This window comes from Pseudomonas sp. GW456-12-1-14-TSB6 (assembly GCF_059424205.1).
Genome location: NZ_JBWKZE010000032.1, coordinates 53,078 through 73,971, shown reverse-complemented (window position 1 = coordinate 73,971; position 20,894 = coordinate 53,078). Strand labels below are relative to the sequence as shown.

Annotated in this window: 18 protein-coding genes; 8 read left to right on the top strand and 10 right to left on the bottom strand. The window is 60.8% G+C overall.

The window, feature by feature from the left end; translation table 11 throughout:
* Positions 1-429: 429 nt before the first annotated feature.
* From AC07Y2_RS24245 to AC07Y2_RS24225, 5 genes are all read left to right on the top strand, one after another.
* Entirely contained in the window at positions 430-1,857 is a 1,428-nt protein-coding gene (locus tag AC07Y2_RS24245; RefSeq protein WP_103387000.1) for a di-heme oxidoreductase family protein, read from the top strand.
* Between the two features lie 26 nt (positions 1,858-1,883).
* Entirely contained in the window at positions 1,884-2,948 is a 1,065-nt protein-coding gene (locus AC07Y2_RS24240; RefSeq protein WP_074688445.1) for an imelysin family protein, read from the top strand.
* Positions 2,949-2,962: 14 nt separating this feature from the next.
* Positions 2,963-4,063, top strand: coding sequence for a DUF1513 domain-containing protein (locus AC07Y2_RS24235; protein ID WP_103387001.1), 1,101 nt, complete (start codon positions 2,963-2,965; stop codon positions 4,061-4,063).
* A 174-nt stretch (positions 4,064-4,237) separates the two neighbouring features.
* Complete coding sequence (locus AC07Y2_RS24230; RefSeq protein ID WP_103387002.1) at positions 4,238-5,386, top strand: efflux RND transporter periplasmic adaptor subunit; 1,149 nt, start codon at positions 4,238-4,240, stop codon at positions 5,384-5,386.
* Between the two features lie 13 nt (positions 5,387-5,399).
* Positions 5,400-8,429 carry a multidrug efflux RND transporter permease subunit gene (locus AC07Y2_RS24225; RefSeq protein WP_103387003.1) on the top strand — a complete coding sequence of 1,010 codons (3,030 nt, stop codon included), beginning with the start codon at positions 5,400-5,402 and terminating at the stop codon, positions 8,427-8,429.
* 63 nt (positions 8,430-8,492) lie between these two features.
* On the opposite strand, the gene AC07Y2_RS24220 is transcribed toward AC07Y2_RS24225, so the two are convergent.
* The 5 genes from AC07Y2_RS24220 to colR all read right to left on the bottom strand — a co-directional run bounded on the left by AC07Y2_RS24220 (position 8,493) and on the right by colR (position 12,218).
* Positions 8,493-8,720, bottom strand: coding sequence for a hypothetical protein (locus tag AC07Y2_RS24220; RefSeq protein ID WP_011335717.1), 228 nt, complete (start codon positions 8,718-8,720; stop codon positions 8,493-8,495).
* 2 nt (positions 8,721-8,722) lie between these two features.
* Positions 8,723-9,436 (bottom strand): lipopolysaccharide kinase InaA family protein, encoded by a 714-nt coding sequence (locus tag AC07Y2_RS24215; RefSeq protein WP_103387004.1) that lies wholly within the window; start codon positions 9,434-9,436, stop codon positions 8,723-8,725.
* Positions 9,437-9,440: 4 nt separating this feature from the next.
* Entirely contained in the window at positions 9,441-10,109 is a 669-nt protein-coding gene (locus AC07Y2_RS24210) for a class I SAM-dependent methyltransferase (RefSeq protein ID WP_039765880.1), read from the bottom strand.
* Between the two features lie 161 nt (positions 10,110-10,270).
* The gene (locus tag AC07Y2_RS24205) at positions 10,271-11,545 is read right to left on the bottom strand and encodes a sensor histidine kinase (RefSeq protein ID WP_039765878.1); all 1,275 of its coding nucleotides are present in this window, start codon (positions 11,543-11,545) and stop codon (positions 10,271-10,273) included.
* The gene (colR, locus tag AC07Y2_RS24200; RefSeq protein ID WP_007953224.1) at positions 11,535-12,218 is read right to left on the bottom strand and encodes a two-component system response regulator ColR; all 684 of its coding nucleotides are present in this window, start codon (positions 12,216-12,218) and stop codon (positions 11,535-11,537) included. The genes AC07Y2_RS24205 and colR overlap by 11 nt, the downstream gene beginning before the upstream one ends.
* A 203-nt stretch (positions 12,219-12,421) precedes the next feature.
* Here colR and AC07Y2_RS24195 point away from each other — a divergent pair, with 203 nt between their 5' ends.
* Positions 12,422-14,371 carry an LTA synthase family protein gene (locus AC07Y2_RS24195; protein ID WP_103387005.1) on the top strand — a complete coding sequence of 650 codons (1,950 nt, stop codon included), beginning with the start codon at positions 12,422-12,424 and terminating at the stop codon, positions 14,369-14,371.
* 51 nt (positions 14,372-14,422) lie between these two features.
* On the top strand, positions 14,423-15,166 hold the full coding sequence (locus tag AC07Y2_RS24190; RefSeq protein WP_103387006.1) for a phosphatase PAP2 family protein: 744 nt from the start codon (positions 14,423-14,425) through the stop codon (positions 15,164-15,166).
* Between the two features lie 75 nt (positions 15,167-15,241).
* Here the strand turns inward: AC07Y2_RS24190 and groL are convergent, their stop codons facing one another.
* From groL to AC07Y2_RS24170, 4 genes are all read right to left on the bottom strand, one after another.
* Complete coding sequence (gene groL / locus AC07Y2_RS24185; protein WP_039765873.1) at positions 15,242-16,888, bottom strand: chaperonin GroEL; 1,647 nt, start codon at positions 16,886-16,888, stop codon at positions 15,242-15,244.
* A 49-nt stretch (positions 16,889-16,937) separates the two neighbouring features.
* Positions 16,938-17,231: a co-chaperone GroES gene (locus AC07Y2_RS24180; RefSeq protein WP_003227685.1), complete on the bottom strand. Its 294-nt coding sequence runs from the start codon at positions 17,229-17,231 to the stop codon at positions 16,938-16,940.
* 257 nt (positions 17,232-17,488) lie between these two features.
* Positions 17,489-17,965, bottom strand: coding sequence for an FxsA family protein (locus tag AC07Y2_RS24175; RefSeq protein ID WP_103387007.1), 477 nt, complete (start codon positions 17,963-17,965; stop codon positions 17,489-17,491).
* Between the two features lie 65 nt (positions 17,966-18,030).
* Positions 18,031-18,762, bottom strand: coding sequence for a HugZ family pyridoxamine 5'-phosphate oxidase (locus tag AC07Y2_RS24170; RefSeq protein WP_074688455.1), 732 nt, complete (start codon positions 18,760-18,762; stop codon positions 18,031-18,033).
* A 160-nt stretch (positions 18,763-18,922) separates the two neighbouring features.
* Between AC07Y2_RS24170 and AC07Y2_RS24165 the strand changes: the two genes are divergently transcribed.
* Positions 18,923-19,681, top strand: a complete 759-nt coding sequence (locus AC07Y2_RS24165) for an SDR family oxidoreductase (protein WP_103387008.1) — start codon at positions 18,923-18,925, stop codon at positions 19,679-19,681.
* 118 nt (positions 19,682-19,799) lie between these two features.
* On the opposite strand, the gene apbC is transcribed toward AC07Y2_RS24165, so the two are convergent.
* Positions 19,800-20,894, bottom strand: coding sequence for an iron-sulfur cluster carrier protein ApbC (gene apbC, locus AC07Y2_RS24160; RefSeq protein WP_064383825.1), 1,095 nt, complete (start codon positions 20,892-20,894; stop codon positions 19,800-19,802).

Genomic DNA, 20,894 nt, shown 5'->3' with positions numbered 1-20,894 from the left:
GAACAGCATCACTCAGGAAGTGCTCGCCTCTCTGGAGCGGATCCTCAACCTGTAACCGATTTTCAGCGTGCTCATCCAGAGCACCTGCAAAGCCTTGTCATCCAAGGACAAAACCCGTGGCCTCAGGGACGTTAAATCATCGCAACGGGGTGCTTGCCATTGCCCCCCCCGCGTTCGAATCAAGCCTGTCTCGTTTCGAGCTGAGATCCAACTGACTCATCATCCAGGACCAGAACAAGCCGACATCATCACCAGCGGTGAGCGGCTGTCGCCTCGTGCCTTTTATGTAAGACGGGATGCTGAGCTGCTTATGCTGGGGGTCCGGTAAAACCCTGTCGCAAATCAAGCAAACGATAATTCCTCTTATTCAATCCCCCTCGCCCTGTTAGACTTTGCGCCTTTAAATTCGCCCCTCTTGCAGGAAGTCTGATGCCCTCGCTGCCTCTTCGCTTGTCCGCACTGTTTCTGGCCCTGGGCCTGAGTGCCTGCGATGACGCCCCGCGTTTCACCAAGGCCGAGCCGGGTGAAGCCCGTTCCGGCGGCGCGGCGACCGTGCGCAAGAGCGATCAGAACGCGTTTTCCCTGCCGTCGGCCAATCTGCCGCCATCGCGCCGGGTGGACTTCAGCGTCGGCAACAGCTTCTTTCGCAGCCCGTGGGTGATCGCGCCGTCGACCACCACCGCCCGCGATGGCCTCGGCCCGCTGTTCAACACCAACGCCTGCCAGAACTGCCACATCAAGGACGGCCGCGGCCATCCGCCGATGCCGGATGCGGCCAACGCGGTGTCGATGCTGGTGCGTCTGTCGATTCCCGATGCGCCGCAGTACGCCAAATTGATCGAGCAGGTCGGAGTGGTGCCCGAGCCAGTCTACGGCGGCCAGTTCCAGGACATGGCCGTGCCGGGCGTCGCGCCGGAGGGCAAGGTGCGGGTCGATTACACACCGGTGCCGATCCGTTTCAAGGATGGCACCGAAGTCGAGTTGCGCAAACCGGTCCTGCAGATCACCCAGCTCGGCTACGGCCCGATGCACCCGGACACACGTTTCTCGGCCCGTGTCGCGCCGCCGATGATCGGCCTGGGTCTGCTGGAAGCGATCCCGGAAGAAGCGATCCTCGCCAACGCCGCCGCGCAGGCCAAAGAGAACAACGGCATCAACGGCCGGCCAAACCGGGTCTGGGATGACGCGCAGCAAAAGACTGTCATGGGGCGATTTGGCTGGAAAGCCGGCCAACCAAACCTCAATCAACAAAATGTTCACGCGTTTTCGGGTGATATGGGCCTGACCACCAGCCTGAGACCGTTTGATGACTGCACCGACGCGCAAACCGCCTGCAAACAGGTGCCGAACGGCAACGGCCCGGACGGCGAACCGGAAGTCAGCGACAACATCCTGCGTCTGGTGCTGTTCTACAGCCGTAACCTCGCCGTTCCCGCCCGCCGTGGCGTCAACGATGCGCAAGTGCTGGCCGGCAAGAATCTGTTTTTCCAGGCGGGTTGCCAGTCCTGTCACACGCCGAAATACACCACCGCCGCCAACGCAGCCGAACCTGAACTGGCCCATCAAGTGATTCGTCCGTACAGCGATCTGCTGCTCCATGACATGGGCGAAGGCCTGGCGGACAACCGTACCGAATTCCAGGCCTCCGGCCGCGACTGGCGCACCCCGCCGCTGTGGGGCATCGGCCTGACGCAAACGGTCAGCGGCCACACCCAGTTTCTGCATGACGGCCGCGCCCGCAACCTGCTCGAAGCCGTGCTCTGGCACGGCGGCGAAGCGAAAGCGGCGCAGCAACAGGTTTTGTCTTTCAACGCCGAGCAGCGTGCCGCGCTGCTGGCGTTCTTGAACTCACTTTAAACACTTGAACGAATCGGGAGCCCGACATGTTCCGTCCCAAGCTGTTGTTCACCAGCCTTGCCGCACTGGCCCTCGGCGCGTGCTCGCCGCAGGATCCGCAAGCCGTCACCTCGGCGGCCATCGCCAAATCGGTGATCCTGCCGACCTACACCCGCTGGGTCGAAGCCGACAAGCAACTGGCCGTCAGTGCCCTCGCCTACTGCCAGGGCAAAGAGTCGCTGGACACCGCCCGCGCCGACTTCCTGCATGCGCAGAAAGCCTGGGCCGAGTTGCAACCGCTGCTGATCGGCCCGCTGGCCGAGGGCAATCGCTCGTGGCAGGTGCAGTTCTGGCCGGACAAGAAAAACCTGGTCGGCCGTCAGGTCGAGCAACTGGTCACCGCGCAGCCACAGATCGACGCCGCTGCCCTGGCCAAGTCCAGCGTCGTGGTTCAGGGCCTGTCCGCTTACGAGTACATCCTGTTCGACGCCAAGCCTGACGTCGCCAACGACGCGCAGAAAGCCAAATACTGCCCACTGCTGGTGGCCATCGGCGAGCGTCAGAAACAACTGGCCGAAGAGATCCTCAGCAGCTGGAACAACACCGACGGCATGCTCGCGCAGATGAGCAAGTTCCCCAACCAGCGCTACGCCGACTCCCACGAAGCGATCGCCGATCTGCTGCGGGTACAGGTCACCGCTCTCGACACCCTGAAGAAAAAACTTGGCACGCCGATGGGTCGCCAGAGTAAGGGCGTGCCTCAGCCGTTCCAGGCTGACGCATGGCGCAGCCAGTCGTCCATGGAGGCGCTGGAAGCCAGCCTCGCAGCGGCCAAAACCGTCTGGGAAGGCGTCGACAACAAAGGCCTGCGCGGCCTGCTGCCGGCTGAGCAAAAGCCGCTGGCGGACAAGATCGATGCAGCCTACGCGGCGTCGCTCAAACTGTTCGGCAGCACTCAGCGCTCGCTGACCGAAATGCTCAACGATGACGCCGGTCGCCAGCAGCTCAACGATATCTACGACAGCCTCAACGTCGTCCACCGCCTGCACGAAGGCGAGCTGGCCAAGGCGCTGGGCATCCAACTGGGCTTCAACGCCAACGACGGTGACTGATGAGGGCACGTGCCATGCTGCGACGCCAGGCTCTGACTTTAGGTAGTTTGCTGCTGGGAGCAGTGACACTGGGCGGCTGGACGCTGTTCAAACGCAAGGACCAAAGCCCGCTGCTGCTGTCGGCGCGGGACGACACCGACGGCAAGCATTACGCCGTCGGCTATCGGCTGGACGGCACCCAGGTGTTCGCCACGGAAGTCGGCCAGCGCTGCCACGACATCATCAATCACCCGACGCTGCCGATCGCGCTGTTCGTCGCTCGCCGGCCGGGCACCGAGAGCTACCTGATCGACCTGCGCAACGGTGCATTGCTGCAAACCGTGACGTCGCAGCCGAACCGGCATTTCTACGGCCACGCGGTGATCCACCACAGCGGTGACTACCTGTACGCCACCGAAAACGACACCACCGATCCGGGCCGTGGCCTGCTCGGGGTGTACAAATTCGAAGGCGAACGGCTGGTGCACAGCGGCGAGCTTTCCACCCACGGTCTCGGCCCGCATCAGGTGTCGTGGATGCCCGACGGTGAAACCCTGGTGGTGGCCAACGGCGGGATCCGCACCGAGGCCGAAAGCCGGGTCGACATGAACCTCGACGCCATGGAACCGAGTCTGGTGCTGATGCAACGGGACGGCACTCTGCTGAGCAAGGAAACCCTCGCCCAGCAGATGAACAGCGTGCGCCACCTGGGAATCGCCAGCGACGGCACCATCGTTGCCGGCCAGCAATTCATGGGGCCTTCCCACGAGCGTTCGGAGCTGCTGGCGATCAAACGTCCCGGTCAGCCATTCGTGGCGTTCCCGGTGCCGGACCATCAGTTGCAGTCGATGGGTCATTACACCGCCAGCGTCGCCGTGCACAGCGACCTGCGTCTGGTGGCATTGACCGCACCGCGCGGCAACCGCTTCTTCATCTGGGATCTGGACAGCGGCGAAGTGCGCCTCGACGCCCCGTTGCCCGACTGCGCCGGCGTCGGTGCGGTGAAGGACGGGTTTGTCGTGACCTCCGGTCAGGGACGTTGCCGCTACTACGATTGCCGTCAGGACGATCTGCTGGCCAAACCGCTGGATTTGCCCGCAGGGCTCTGGGACAACCATCTTCATCTGATGGCCTGAAATTCGCCGCCGCCCGGTCGGTCGGCGGCCCCGCGTTTCTCGGTGGGGGGGGCGGCACCGCTTTTCTCCACCTTCTTCCCTTACACCCGGTAAAAACTGGCAGTTGGAATCCCTGCCGGACTCGGGGTAATGTGCCCGCCTGTCTCGCCTGATTTTCTCCAAGGAACTGGAAATATGCTGCGTCGCCGCATGCTGATCATGTTGGGTGTTGTACTGCTGATCGTTCTGCTTCTCGCCGGTTACAAGGCCTTCTCGATCTATACGATGATCCAGGGCTTTTCCAAACCGAAGCCGCCGATCAGCGTCGCCGTGGCCACCGCCGTCGAGCGCCCGTGGCAGATGCGTCTGCCCACCGTCGGCACGCTGAAGGCGCTGCAAGGCGTCGACCTGAGTCTGGAGAACGCCGGCACCGTCACCGAGCTGAAGTTCGAATCGGGGCAGAAGGTCAAGGCCGGCCAACCCTTGCTGCAACTGGACAGCGCCGTCGAAGCGGCCTTCCTCGAAACCGCCAAGGCCGATCTCGGCCTCGCGCAGCTGGATTACGGTCGCGGCAGCCAGCTCGTCGGCAGCAGCGCCATCTCCAAAGGCGAATTCGACCGGCTCTCGGCGCAGTTGCAAAAGAACAAGGCCACGGTCAATCAACTCAATGCGGCGCTGGCGAAAAAACGCATCGTCGCGCCCTTCAGCGGCACCATCGGCATCCGCCTCGTCGACATCGGCGACTACCTCGCCAGCGGCACCAAGATCGCCACTCTGCAGGATCTGAGCAGTCTCTACGCCGACTTCTACGTGCCCGAACAATCGGTGCCGAAACTGGCTATCGGTCAACCGGTACAGATCACGGTCGCGGCGTATCCCGGCCAGCATTTCACCGGCGCCATCAGCGCCATCAACCCGATCGTCGAAAGCACCACCCGCAACATTCTGGTGCGCGCCACCCTGGCCAACCCCGATGGGAAGTTGCTGCCGGGCATGTTCACCAGCATCGAGGTGCTGCTGCCGGATCCGCAGAAACACATCGTGGTCCCGGAAAGCGCGATCACCTACACCCTCTACGGCAACTCGACGTACGTGGTCACCCAGAAGAAAGCCGAAGACGGCACCGTCGAGAAAGACGACAAGGGCCAACCGGTGCTGATCGCCGAGCGTCGGTTCGTCGAGACCGGCGAACGCCGCGATGGCCAGGTGATGATCAACAAGGGCGTGCAGAGCGGCGAACAGGTGGTGACGGCCGGCCAGATCAAACTGGACAACGGCGCCCACATTGCCATCAGCGACGACAAGACCCTCGGCGAGCAGAACAGTCCGCCCCGCGCCGACTGATCAAGGAAACCCCATGGCTTTTACCGATCCGTTCATCCGCCGCCCGGTGCTCGCCACCGTGGTCAGCCTGCTGATTGTGCTGCTGGGCTTTCAGGCCTGGAGCAAGCTGCCGCTGCGCCAGTACCCGCAAATGGAAAACGCCCTGATCACGGTGACCACCGCGTACCCCGGGGCCAACGCCGAAACCATTCAGGGCTACATCACCCAGCCGATGCAACAGAGCCTGGCCAGCGCCGAGGGCATCGACTACATGACCTCGGTCAGTCGCCAGAACTTCTCGGTGATTTCGATCTACGCGCGCATCGGCTCCAACAGCGACCGTTTGTTCACCGAATTGCTGGCCAAGGCCAACGAGGTGAAGAACAAGCTGCCTCAGGACGCCGAAGATCCGGTGCTGAGCAAGGAAGCCGCCGACGCCTCGGCGCTGATGTACATCAGCTTCTTCAGCAAGGAGCTTAACAACCCGCAGATCACCGACTACCTGTCGCGGGTGATCCAGCCGAAACTGGCGACCCTGCCGGGCATGGCCGAGGCGGAGATTCTCGGCAACCAGGTGTTCGCCATGCGCCTGTGGATCGACCCGGTGAAACTCGCCGGTTTCGGCCTCAGTGCCAGCGACGTGACCAACGCGGTGCGCCAGTACAACTTCCTCTCCGCCGCCGGCGAAGTGAAAGGCGAGTACGTGGTCACCAGCATCAACGCCAACACCGAACTGAAGTCCGCCGAAGCCTTCGGCAAGATTCCGCTCAAGGTCAGCGGCGACAGCCGGGTGCTGCTCAGCGATGTGGCACGGGTCGAGATGGGCGCGGAAAACTACAACTCGATCAGTTCGTTCGGCGGCACGCCCTCGGTGTACATCGGGATCAAAGCCACGCCCGGGGCCAACCCGCTGGAAGTGATCAAGGAAGTACGCAAGATCATGCCGGAGCTGGAAGCCCAGTTGCCGCCCAACCTCAAGAGCGAAATCGCCTACGACGCCACGCTGTTCATCCAGGCCTCCATCGACGAAGTGGTGAAAACCCTGTTCGAGGCGGTGCTGATCGTGATCGTGGTGGTGTTCCTGTTCCTCGGTGCCCTGCGTTCGGTGGTGATTCCGGTGGTGACCATTCCGCTGTCGATGATCGGCGTGATGTTCTTCATGCAGATGATGGGCTACTCGATCAACCTGCTGACCCTGCTGGCGATGGTGCTGGCCATCGGGCTGGTGGTGGACGACGCGATTGTGGTGGTGGAAAACATCCACCGGCACATCGAAGAAGGCAAGACACCACTGGAGGCCGCACTCGAAGGCGCCCGGGAAATCGCCATGCCGGTGGTGTCGATGACCATCACCCTCGCGGCGGTCTACGCACCGATCGGCTTCCTGACCGGGCTGACCGGGGCGCTGTTCAAGGAGTTTGCGTTGACCCTGGCCGGGGCGGTGGTGATTTCCGGCGTCGTCGCCCTGACCCTGTCGCCGATGATGTGCGCCATGCTGCTGCGCCACGATGAAAACCCCACGGGCCTGGCCCACCGCCTCGACCGGATTTTCGACAGCCTCAAGCGGCGCTATCAGAGCATGCTGCACGGCACGCTCAATACCCGGCCGGTGGTGCTGGTGTTTGCGGTGATCGTGCTGTGCCTGATTCCGGTGCTGCTCAAGTTCACCAAGTCGGAACTGGCGCCGGACGAGGATCAGGGCATCATCTTCATGATGGCCAACGCCCCGCAGCCGACCAACCTCGACTACCTGAACACCTACACCGACGAATTCATCAAGATCTTCAAGGAGTTCCCGGAGTACTACTCATCGTTCCAGATCAACGGCTATAACGGCGTGCAGAGCGGCATCGGCGGCTTCCTGCTCAAGCCCTGGAACGAGCGCAGCCGCACGCAAATGGAAATCCTCCCCGAGGTGCAAGGCAAACTCGAGGGCATTCCGGGCCTGCAGATCTTCGGCTTCAACCTGCCATCCCTGCCCGGCACCGGTGAAGGTCTGCCGTTCGAATTCGTGATCAACACCGCCAATGACTACGAGTTGTTGCTGCAGGTGGCCGACCGGATCAAGAAGCGCGCCATGGAGTCGGGCAAGTTCGCCTTCGTCGACCTTGATCTTGCTTTCGACAAACCCGAAGTCGTGGTCGACATCGACCGCGCCAAGGCTGCGCAGATGGGCGTGTCGATGCAGGATCTGGGCGGCACCCTCGCGACCTTGCTCGGCGAAGCCGAGATCAACCGGTTCACCATCGAAGGCCGCAGCTACAAGGTCATCGCCCAGGTCGAACGGGCCTACCGCGACAACCCGGACTGGCTGAACAACTACTACGTGAAAAACCCCCAGGGCGAACTGCTGCCGCTGTCGACCCTGATCACCGTGACCGACCGTGCGCGACCGCGACAGCTCAACCAGTTCCAGCAACTCAACGCGGCCAAGCTGTCCGGGTTCCCGCTGGTGAGCATGGGCGAAGCCATCGACAGCGTGTTGCAGATCGCCCGGGAAGAAGCCCCGGCCGGTTTTGCTTTCGATTACGGCGGCGCATCGCGGCAGTTCGTCCAGGAAGGCAGTGCGCTGTGGGTAACTTTTGCCTTGGCCCTGGCGATCATTTTCCTGGTGCTGGCGGCGCAGTTCGAAAGCTTCCGCGATCCATTGGTGATTCTGGTGACCGTGCCGCTGTCGATCTGCGGGGCGCTGATTCCGCTGTTTCTCGGCTGGTCGAGCATGAACATCTACACCCAGGTCGGGCTGGTGACGCTGATCGGGCTGATCAGCAAGCACGGGATCCTGATCGTCGAGTTCGCCAACCAGTTACGCAAGGAGAAAGGCCTGACACCTCGCGAGGCGGTGGAAGAGGCGGCAGCGATTCGTCTGCGCCCGGTATTGATGACCACGGCGGCTATGGTGTTCGGCATGGTGCCGCTGATCGTGGCCACCGGCGCCGGTGCCGTCAGCCGCTTCGACATCGGGACGGTAATTGCAACCGGCATGTCGATCGGGACGCTGTTTACGCTGTTTGTCCTGCCGTGCGTTTACACCGTGCTGGCGAAACCCGACCCCAAGGAATGACGCAATAAAAAAGGCCTCGCATCAACGAGGCCTTTGGCTCTTGTGAAAGAGATTTCAATCGATTCAACTCTGCGGCCTCATCCCTTGAGAAAGTCCGAACATGAACAGCAACAGATCATGATCGGGTTGTGTGGCCACGGCAGCTTTCGCCACCCGTGGCATCGGGCAATGCGGATCACTGGCCGATGCGCCAATGACCTGCATGCGTGGCTGTTCCCAGGCCGCCACCGCCAATGATGCAACTGCCAAGGCTCCTACCAGAAACAAACCTCGTGCAATTTCTAGTTTCATCGCTATAAACCTTTGATAGCGCTGCCAAACGCCGTCTCATAAAAGTAGACGAGTTTTTTCCAGTCGGTAGCGCTGAACGACGAGTGGCGGCGCAGTTGCTTCATGTCATGGGCGGCCGCGCGATGAGCGGTCAGACGCTGACGGCATTTTTCCAGATCGATCAGGGCGACTTCGACCTTCGCCGATTCACCTTCGCCCGTCACCCGCACAAACACGTGTTTGATGTAGATGCAGCTGTGCTGCCAACGGCCCTTGTGCATGCGTGCCAGATTTTCGGCGAGGTCCTTGAGCACGCGCTCATAGACTGCTTCGCCATATTGCTCGCGACCGCCACCGGCTTCCCAATGTTCAAGCTCCTGAAAGCCATCGAGGGACTTGGTCACCAACAGCGCACGCCATTTGAATTTCGGATCGGGCTGGGCACCGCAGAACACGATTTCGGGCACCCGGACACCGAGACGGGAAACCCCGGTCAATGCATCCAGCTCGCGCAACACGGTCGGCCGCCCGAACGGGTGCAGCCAACTGCGATAAATATGTCCGATCTGGCGTTTGGCATACAGCAGCTGGCCATCGCGCCCCACGACCCGTTGCACACCACTTTCGCCACCACGGCGTACATTGGGTTCCTCGACCCACTCGCCACGCTGGTTCCAGTAGTAGTCGAAGCGATCCTCAGGAGCGACTTCCCCTTCTACTGCAAATTGCACTGCCATCCTCTTACCTCTTGCGTAATACGTAAACTCGCCACATGGCATAGAGCGGAATAAAGTCCAGTTGTTCCTGGATCCGAAATCCTGCTTCTTCGAATTCCTTTTCAACTGTTGCTGCCGGTAACACAAACCGGTTCTGGTAACCCTCCTGCCCACGCTTGCGCTCGGCGCGCTTGCGTTTCCAGGCCTTGAAATTGCCATCCACCCACAGCGAAATGATCACGCTGTCCCGGGTGACACGCTCGAACTCGCGCAGAATCGCCCGGCGGTGCTCGGCTTCGCCGATGTGATGCAGCAGTCGCATGCAAAAAATGCTGTCGACGGCGTTATCAGGCAAGGCAATGTCGAACGCAGACGTGTGCAAGGGTTGTACCCGTTTCACCACATCCGCCGGTTGTGCCTGCATGGCGGTCTTGATCATCGACTCGGAGTTGTCCGCCCCGATGATCACCCGGTTGGGCTTTTCCGCCAGCAATGGCCAGAAACGTCCTGCGCCGCAGGGCAGGTCCAGCACCAGGCCCGGCTCGCCAACAAGGGTCAATGCCTTGCGGGCCAACTGCTGATCTCGCCAATTGGACAAACGACGCCCCAAACCGTCCTGATGTTTACGCAGGTACTTCTGCGCATGCTTGTCGTCGTACTTTTCGGAAAAATCGAGCTTGATCGGGCCGGCCATCACCAGAACTCCTGAATTACTGATGACGCCACCTTAAGCAGCGGCGTGTCAGCGTCAGGTCATCCCTTTGTGAAAAAAACGTCATGTAAATCGGCAAACTATTTCAAGGTTATACAGGATTTAGACAGATTGGAGGCACTCTCGCGTCAGATGCAACGCTCTTAGCGCTTGCCCAGATCCACCTCGAAACGGCAGCCATTGGGTTCCATCGTGCTCAAAGTGACACTCCAGCCCTGGTTCTCGCAAATGCGTTGAACCAGTGAGAGGCCCAAACCAAGGCCCTCGCCGCGCTTTTCGTTGCCGCGCACGAAAGGCTGGAACATGGCTTCGCGCTTTTCCTCGGGAATGCCCACGCCCGAATCCTCGACCACGAATCCGTTGGCATTGAGGGTCAAGCGAATGAATCCCTGTTCGGTGTAGTGCAAGGCGTTACGCAACAAGTTGCCCATCACGGCATTGAGCAACGTCGCGTTATAACGGGTGTCGGGCGGATTTCCCGGCTCGAAAATCAGCTGCAAACCCTTGGATTCGATGGGTTCGCGCCACAGGCACAGCAAGCTGTCGGCCACCTGCGACAGGTTTTGCTGAGGGGCTGCGCCTGCATCTTCACGCTGGGCCCGTGCCAGCATCAGGAAGGTCTGCACCAGTTCACGCATTTCCTCACTGGCCCGCGCAATGCGCTGAACCTGAGCCTTGCCGCGCTGATCGATACCCGGGTTTTCCAGCAGCAGTTCACAGGAGCTGGCCAACACCATCAGCGGTGTACGCAATTCGTGGCTGACGTCGCTGGTGAACAGTCGCTCCCGCGTCAGCGCCTGTCGCAATCGTCCAAGGGTCGCATCGAACGCCACCGCAAGCTCGCCCACCTCGTCCGCCGCGTAGTCCGGCGCCAGGGGAGGCGCCAGTCCGAGCAACTGATCGCGATGACGTACCTGGCGGGCCAGCCGCACCACCGGGGCCATCACCTTGCGGGCCAGCACCCAGCCAAGGAACACTGCCAGCGCCAGACTGAGCACGAAGCCCACCAGCACCACGGCGAACAGCACTCGCTCACGCTCTTCAAAATCGCTTTGATCCTGCAGCAGCACATAACGCCGACCATCAACGATCTCGACCATTGCGTGATACGACAGCTGCTCGCGAAAGACTTCATGGAAACCTGAATCCAGGTGTCGCAGGTCCTTGGGCAGCTCGAAATCGCCCGGCCCGCCACTGAAATAAAACAACTGATCCGGTTCTGGTCGATGGCTCCAGTCCGAGACGTTGTCCATCAACAGCAGGCGTTGCAGGTCGCCCCCCAGCCCGGCGGAAATCAGTTTTTCCTCGACCAGGTGCACGGTCGCGACGATGCCCATGGCGAACGCCCCGGCTACCAGCGCGCTCATCAGCGCAAAGGCGATGATGATCCGCTGGGCAAGGCTTTGCTTAAACTCCATCGCGGCCCTCGGCCAGGCGATAGCCCACGCCATGCACGGTGTGCAGCAATGGCTTGGCGAACGGTTTGTCGATTACCTGACGCAATTGGTGGACGTGGCTGCGCAGGCTGTCGCTGTCCGGGCAGTCATCGCCCCACAGCGCTTCTTCGAGAATTTCCCGGCGCAGGACATGCGGGCTCTTTTGCATCAGCACCGCCAGCAGTTTGAGGCCGACCGGGTTGAGCTTGAGCAATTTGCCTTCGCGGGTCACCTCGAGGGTATCGAGGTCGTAGCTCAGATCACCGACCTGCAGGGCACGACGGCCGCCGCCCTGGGTGCGGCGCATCACGGCTTCGACCCGGGCCGCCAGTTCCGACAGCGCAAACGGCTTGACCAGATAATCGTCGGCCCCGGACTTGAAGCCCTGCAAACGGTCATCGAGTTGATCCCGGGCGGTGAGCATGATCACCGGCGTATCGCGACGGGCGTCTTCGCGCAAGCGCTTGCACAGGGTGTAGCCGTCGATGCCCGGCAGCATGATGTCGAGCACGATCAGGTCGTAATGCTCGGTGGCGGCCAGATGCAGGCCCGACAGACCGTCCTGGGCGCAGTCGACGGTGTAGCCTTTGAGCCCCAGGTAATCGGCCAGATTGGCCAGGATATCGCGGTTGTCTTCGACCAATAGAATTCGCATGGGCACCTCCTCCGTACACGGTAGCGGCCGTCTTGGCCCGCGCAGCTTACGGCCATCGCCGACTCACGGCTAGGGCGGCAAGCAGCACAAATCCAGTCTTTCAACCAAATTCATTCGTTAACAAGTTTTTCACTATCGGTTCACAACCTGACTACAGTGACCCAGTGAAACTCTCGCGCCATTAGATATAAGGAATGTAGACAATGGACTTCTTCAAGACGGCGCCCATGCGCTTTCTGCTGCTGGTCACCGGCGCCTGGCTGGTGGTGTTTCTCCTGACCCGAACCGTGTTGTTGCTGACTCACCTGGATGAGGCCGGCGGCGTAGCACTTTCCATGTTCGGCATTGGTTTGTTGTATGACTTGGGCTTCCTCGCCTATGCCGCGCTGCCGATGGGGCTGTACCTGTTGCTGTGTCCGCCGGCCCTGTGGCGTCGGCGCGGTCATCGCTGGTTCCTTCAAGGACTGCTGACCATCAGTCTGTTCGCCATGCTGTTCACCTCAGTGGCCGAATGGCTGTTCTGGGACGAGTTCGGCGTGCGCTTCAATTTCATCGCCGTCGACTATCTGGTGTATTCCGATGAAGTCCTGAACAACGTGCTGGAGTCGTATCCCATCGGCATGTTGCTGAGCATCCTTGCGCTGCTCGCCGTCGCATTGAGTTTCGCGTTGCGCAAACCTTTCAACGCGGCGCTGGACACCCCGCTGCCGCCACTGCGCGGTCGCCTGTTCAATGCCCTCGGCCTGTTGGTCGTCGCGGGACTGAGCCTGCAACTGCTCAGTCAGGACTCGCCGCGCGCTCAGGGCGGCAATGCCTATCAGAATGAACTGGCGAGCAATGGCCCGTATCAATTCTTCGCCGCGTTCCGTAACAACGAACTGGACTATGGCCAGTTCTACAGCAGTCTGTCACCGGAAAAAGTCGCCGGCCAGATACGTGCTGAATTGAGCGAACCCAACGCGCGCTTCATCGGCCAGGATCCACAGGACATCCGCCGGGTGATCGACAATCCGGGCACCGAGCGTAAACCGAACATCGTACTGGTCACCATCGAAAGCCTCAGTGCCAAGTATCTGGGCAGCAATGGCGATGAGCGCAACCTGACACCGAATCTGGATGCCTTGCGCAAGCAGAGTCTGTACTTCAACAATTTCTACGCCACCGGCACCCGCACCGATCGCGGCCTGGAAGCCATCACTCTGGCCATTCCGCCGACGCCGGGCCGTTCAATCGTCAAGCGCATCGGCCGCGAAAGCGGCTTCGCCAGCCTCGGCCAGCAACTCAGCGCCGTCGGCTACGACAGCGTGTTCGTCTACGGCGGACGCGGCTATTTCGACAACATGAACGCGTTCTTCAGCGGCAACGGCTACCGCGTGGTCGATCAGAGCAGCGTCGATGAATCGGAAATTCACTTCAAGAATGCCTGGGGCATGGCCGACGAGGATCTGTACAAGCAGACCCTGAAGCTGGCCGATGCCGATTACGCCAGGCAGCAGCCTTTCCTGTTGCAACTGATGACCACCTCCAACCACCGCCCTTACACCTATCCGGACAATCGGATCGACATCAAGTCCGGCAACGGTCGCGATGGCGCGGTGAAATACACCGACTACGCCATCGGCCAGTTCCTGGAGCAGGCGCGACAGAAACCGTGGTTCGACAATACGATCTTCATCTTTGTAGCCGATCACACCGCCGGCAGCGCGGGCAAGGAAGACTTGCCGATCAGCAACTACCAGATCCCGCTGTTCATCTATGCACCGAAGCTGATCGAACCACGGGAAAACGCGCAACTGGCCAGCCAGATCGATCTAGCGCCAACCCTGCTGGGGTTGCTGAACCTGGATTACCAATCGACGTTCTTCGGTCGCAACCTGCTGCAGGACAACCCGCTGCCACCGCGAGTCGTGGTCGGCAACTATCAACATCTGGGACTGTTCGATGGGAAGGATCTGGCGATCCTCAGCCCGCGCCAGGGCCTGCGCCGGCATGACGATGCGCTGACCGAAAGTCGCGAGTCCAGGGCCGGCAGCGACGACCCGCTGATCAGCCGCGCCATCACCTATTACCAAACGGCCAGTTATGGCTTCAAGCAACAGCTACTTGGCTGGAAAGCGCCCAAGGAGGGTGCCGAGCAAGTCAGCGAACGTTAATCGAAGCGCCCCGGGCTGATGCCCCGGGGCGTTTCCCGCTCTGGATATGTCATGTCATCAAGCGTTGTACGCCCTGCCCCTCGCCCACTGAATTTCTGGTTGTGCCTGGGGATTCCCGCCGTGGCGGCCGTCATTCTGGTGTTGCTGGAGCTGACCGATCTGGACATGGATCTAGCCCGGCTTTTCTATGACCCGGCTGCCGGTGACTTCATTGGCCGCCACAGCTACTTCCTGGAAAACATCCTCCACGACCGCGCCAAACAAGTGGTGATCGCCTTTTCGGTGTTTGCCATCCTCGGGTTCATCGGCGCGTTTTTCATCGAGCGGCTCAAACCGTTCAAGCGTGAGCTGGGCTGCCTGGTGTTGTCGCTGGGTCTGGCCACCTCTTTCGTCACGCCGGTGAAAGCGGTGACAGCGGTGCAATGCCCTTGGAGTCTCGAACAATTCGGCGGCCACGAAACCTACAGCAAACTGCTGGAGCATCGCCCGCCGACCGACAAGCCCGGTCGTTGCTGGCCCGGCGGTCATGCGGCCACCGGTTTTACGTTGTTTGCGCTGTTCTTCGTGCTGCGTGATCGTCGCCCACGGTTGGCACGCCAGGCATTCATCTTTGCCTTCGCACTGGGTTCGGTGTTTTCGATCAGCCGGATGATGCAGGGCGCGCACTTCTTTTCCCACAACGTGTGGACGGCGATCTTCTGCTGGCTGATCTGTCTGGGGTCGTATTACTGGATTCTGTATCGACCGGCAGTAAAGGCTGAAACAGCAACACAGGCCCGGCCGGTCAACGCCTGAATCCTGGAACGCGGGCAATAAAAAACCCCGTCTGCTCACGCAGACGGGGTTTTTCGTTACAGGGGTAAGGCTGGCTTACATCATGCCGCCCATGCCACCCATGCCGCCCATGTCTGGCATACCGCCGCCAGCTGCACCTTCTTTCTTCGGTGCGTCAGCAACAGCTGCTTCGGTGGTCAGGATCAGACCGCCGATGGAGGCTGCAGCTTGCAGAGCCGAACGGGTGACCTTGGTTGGGTCCAGGATGCCCATTTCGATCATGTCGCCGTATTCGCCGGAAGCAGCGTTGTAACCGAAGTTACCTTTGCCGTTCTTGACTTCGTTGACGACTACGCTTGGCTCGTCACCGGAGTTGGCAGCGATCTGACGCAGCGGCGCTTCAACAGCGCGACGCAGCACAGCGATACCGACGTTCTGGTCAGCGTTGTCGCCGGTCAGTTCGGTCAGGGCTTCCAGAGCGCGGATCAGCGCAACGCCACCGCCAGGTACCACGCCTTCTTCAACGGCTGCACGAGTTGCGTGCAGGGCGTCTTCAACGCGGGCTTTCTTCTCTTTCATTTCGACTTCGGAACCAGCACCAACCTTGATCACTGCAACGCCGCCGGACAGCTTGGCCAGACGCTCTTGCAGTTTTTCACGGTCGTAGTCCGAGGAAGTCTCGGCAACCTGGGCACGGATCTGAGCGATGCGGGCTTCGATGTCGCCTTGAACGCCAGCACCGTCGACGATGATGGTGTTTTCCTTGGACAGGGTGACGCGCTTGGCGTTGCCCAAGTGTTCCAGGGTGGTGCTTTCCAGGCTCAGGCCGATCTCTTCGGAGATCACGGTACCGCCGGTCAGAACGGCGATGTCCTGCAGCATGGCCTTGCGACGGTCGCCGAAGCCTGGAGCCTTGACGGCTGCGACTTTAACGATGCCACGCATGTTGTTCACAACCAGAGTCGCCAAGGCTTCGCCTTCAACGTCTTCGGCCACGATCAGCAGTGGACGGCCGGCTTTGGCTACGGCTTCCAGCACTGGCAGCATTTCGCGGATGTTCGAGATCTTCTTGTCGACCAGCAGGATCAGCGGGCCGTCGAGCTCGGCGACCATGGTGTCCGGCTTGTTGACGAAGTACGGGGACAGGTAGCCACGGTCGAACTGCATGCCTTCTACAACCGACAGTTCGTTTTCCAGGCCCGAGCCTTCCTCAACGGTGATCACGCCTTCTTTACCGACTTTCTCCATGGCTTCGGCAATGATGTCGCCGATGGAGTTGTCGGAGTTGGCGGAGATGGTGCCGACCTGAGCGATGGCCTTGGTGTCAGCGCATGGCTTGGACAGGGCTTTCAGTTCTTTGACGATCGCGATGGTCGCTTTGTCGATACCGCGCTTCAGGTCCATCGGGTTCATGCCGGCAGCGACGGCTTTCAGGCCTTCGTTGACGATCGACTGAGCCAGAACGGTAGCGGTGGTAGTACCGTCACCGGCGTCATCGTTGGCACGGGAGGCAACGTCTTTGACCAGCTGCGCGCCCATGTTTTCGAAGCGATCTTCGAGTTCGATTTCCTTGGCGACGGAAACGCCGTCCTTGGTGATGGTCGGAGCGCCGAAGCTCTTCTCGAGGATCACGTTACGGCCTTTCGGGCCCAGGGTCGCTTTTACCGCGTCAGCCAGAACGTTGACGCCTTTGAGCATCTTGGAGCGAGCGGCATCGCCGAACTTAACTTCTTTAGCAGCCATGATCGATATTCCTTAAATACTTTGTAGTAGCGGGAAAATGAGCGGGGTATCAGCCTTCCAGTACAGCGAGAATCTCGTTCTCAGCCATTACCAGCAGGTCTTCGCCGTCGACTTTCACAGTGTTGCTGCCGGAGTAAGGACCGAACACAACCTTGTCGCCGACTTTAACGGCCAGCGCACGCACTTCACCGTTTTCCAGAGTCTTGCCTGGACCTGCAGCGACGATCACACCGTGGTTGGCCTTTTCAGCAGCCGAACCTGGCAGGACGATACCGCCAGCGGTTTTCTTTTCTTCTTCGCTGCGACGGATGACGACGCGGTCATGCAGAGGACGAAGCTTCATTGTCGATCTCTCCTAATTGTGGTTTTCATCGGCCGGTGTAGTCCCGGCGGGTTTAACGAATCCGGCCTGCGCCGGTTGCGGCTCGTCGAGCGAGCCGCGAAAGTCTGTCCGACTCATATGCCGGAACCTTGCGGTGACCGATACATAAGGGCGCATAAGCTTATTACAAGGGCTGGAGACAAAAAATTTTCATGCGGCTGCATGAATTCGTGCCATAAACGAACACGGCACCCGAAGGTGCCGTGTCGATGCGGAATTTACTTGCTGTCGCGGTGTTCGAACTCGCCTTCGATCACATCGCCTTCGCGGCCAAGAGGCTGGCGCGGTGCAGGACCGCCGCGAGGTTGCAGGTCATCGGCGAACGCTCGCTGGCGCATCGCCTGCTCTTCAGCGCGCTGGCGCATCTTGTTGGCGACCAGCCGACGACTGAACGGCAACAGCAGTACCAGACCGATTACGTCGCTGATGAAGCCAGGCAGGATCAACAGACCACCGGCCAGGGCCAGCATCAGGCCTTCGAGCATGGTCTGCGCAGGCAGTTCGCCGCGGTTCAGGCTTTCACGGGCACGCAGTGCGGTGGCCAACCCGGCGATGCGCAGCACGAACACGCCGAACATCGAGCCGAGAATGATCAGCAGCAGGGCCGGGAAAAACCCGATAGCCCCTGCCACTTTGACGAATACGAACAGCTCCAACACCGGGAACAGCAGAAAGAGCAACAAAAAAGGGCGCATCAAAGTTTCCTCAACGCAAGAAATGCCTTGCAGTAAGCCTTAGATGACGTCGCCCTTTCGTGAATTCAAGCGTCGGCCAGCGCATTTTTTGGCCAGACCTCGGCGTGAGCCAGAGAAACCAAGGCCTCGCGCACTTGTATCGGCGTATGACAGGGCGCTTGAAACGGCAGCCAGTACAGCGCCTGACCGATGCGCAGGTGCATGCCTTCGGTGTCGATCCCGGCCAGTTGCGCCGGTACGGTTTTCGGCAGACCGGCGAGGTCCACGTAATGCGCGATGGCCTTGGCGTGGTCGCTGTTCATGTGCTCGACCATGCTGATTTCGGCCTTGCCGGCGAACGGGTTGGCCAGGGTCAGTTGGTCGACCCAATGGATCGCACCGAAGCCGCCGATGTAGCGATGGCGCACGGGTTTCAGCACCCAGAAATCGAAATCGTGGGCCTTGTGGTAATTCTGCGAATCGGGGAAATAACGGTAGTAGCGCTCGGCGGCGGCTTCGATGGCGGCAGCGTCTTCGAGTTTTTCCGCCTCGGCCAGATAGGTCAGGCGACCAACGGCTTGCACATCGTCAGCCTCGCGCTCGCCCACCAGCAGCGAACATTTTGGATCTTTCTGCAGATTGTGAGTGTGCTGGGCGATGCGGCTGATCAGGATCAGCGGCCGGCCCTGGTCGTCAAGGCAGTAGGGAACCACGGAGCCGAACGGAAAACCGGGCATCGATCTGGAGTGGGTCGACAGCACGCCACGGTATTCCTTGAGAAGCAATTCTCGGGCATTCTTAGCCGCTTCAACGCTCAATTTATGACTCCTTAAATAGAATCCGTCGACAAAACGGACAGGCGCATGGGTTTTGTCCCACTCGCCATCGGGCAGTTCTCATGTGCAACAGGCTGCTGGCCGGTGCAGATCGAGAGGCTACCTGTAAGGACCACTCTGACCTGCTCTCGGGGGCATGCGAATGCAACTCAACGACAAAGTAATCATTATCACTGGCGGTTGCCAAGGCTTGGGCCGCTCGATGGCCGAGTATTTCGCGGGCAAGGGCGCGAAGCTGGCGCTGGTCGACCTGAACCAGGAAAAACTCGACGACGCGGTCGCGGCCTGCATGGCCAAGGGTGTCGAGGCGCGCAGCTATCTGTGCAACGTCGCCAACGAAGAGCAGGTGACGCACATGGTTGCCCAGGTCGCCGAAGACTTCGGCGCGATCCACGGCCTGATCAACAACGCCGGGATCCTGCGCGACGGCCTGCTACTCAAGGTCAAGGACGGCGAGATGACCAAGATGAGCCTGGCCCAGTGGCAGGCGGTGATCGACGTCAACCTGACCGGCGTGTTCCTCTGCACCCGTGAAGTGGCGGCGAAAATGGTCGAGCTGAAGAACAGCGGCGCGATCATCAACATCTCGTCGATCTCCCGCGCGGGCAACGTCGGCCAGACCAACTACTCCGCCGCCAAGGCCGGCGTCGCTGCGGCGACCGTGACCTGGGCCAAGGAACTGGCACGCTACGGCATTCGTGTGGCCGGCATCGCGCCGGGCTTCATCGAAACCGAGATGACCCTGGGCATGAAACCGGAAGCGCTGGAGAAAATGACTTCGGGCATTCCGCTCAAGCGCATGGGCAAGCCGGAAGAGATCGCCCATTCGGCGGCGTACATCTTCGAGAACGACTACTACACCGGCCGGATTCTGGAGATGGACGGCGGGTTGCGCATCTAAGACCCGCCAAAAAACAATGTGGGAGCCAGCCTGCTGGCGATTGCGGTGTTTCCTTCAACACTTCTGTTGAATGTGAATCCGCTATCGCCAGCAGGCTGGCTCCCACAGTTTCTGGATCTTAGTCGTCGCTGATGGTGATGTTCGGCATCGCCGGCGAAGCCGCTTCCTGCAACACGATCCGCGCGCCGACGTGGCGGGCCAGTTCCTGATAGACCATGGCGATCTGGCTGTCCGGCTCGGAAATCACCGTCGGCTTGCCGCCATCGGCCTGTTCGCGGATCAGCATCGACAGCGGCAATGAAGCCAGCAGCTCGACGCCGAACTGGGTCGCCAGCTTCTCGCCACCGCCCTCACCGAACAGATGCTCGGCATGACCGCAGTTCGAGCAGATGTGCACGGCCATGTTTTCCACCACGCCCAGCACCGGAATGTTGACCTTGCGGAACATCTCCACGCCTTTACGCGCATCGAGCAGCGCCAGATCCTGCGGCGTGGTGACGATCACGGCACCGGCCACCGGGACTTTCTGCGCCAGGGTCAGCTGGATGTCGCCGGTGCCTGGCGGCATGTCGATCACCAGATAATCCAGGTCGCCCCAGGCGGTTTGCGTGACCAGTTGCAGCAGCGCGCCGGAGACCATCGGCCCGCGCCAGACCATCGGCGTGTTGTCGTCGGTCAGGAACGCCATCGACATCACTTCCACACCGTGGGCCTGCAGCGGCACGAACCATTTCTGATCCTTGACCTGCGGGCGGGTGCCCTCGGGAATGCCGAACATGATGCCCTGGCTCGGGCCGTAGATATCGGCGTCGAGAATCCCGACCTTCGCGCCCTCACGGGCCAGCGCCAGTGCCAGGTTGGCGGCGGTGGTGGATTTGCCCACCCCGCCCTTGCCCGATGCCACGGCGACCACGTTCTTGACATTGGCCAGCCCCGGAATCTGCGCCTGGGCCTTGTGCGCGGCGATCACGCTGTTGACCTCGACCTTGGCAGTCACCACGCCGTCGAGGTTTTCGATGGCCAGTTGCAGCAATTGCGCCCAGCCGCTCTTGAACAGACCGGCGGCATAACCGATTTCCAGCTGTACGCTGACGCGATCGCCGGTGATTTCGATGTTGCGCACGCAACCGGCGCTGACCGGATCCTGGTTCAGGTAAGGGTCGGTGTATTGGCTGAGGACGGCTTCCACCGCTGCGCGAGTGACGGCACTCAT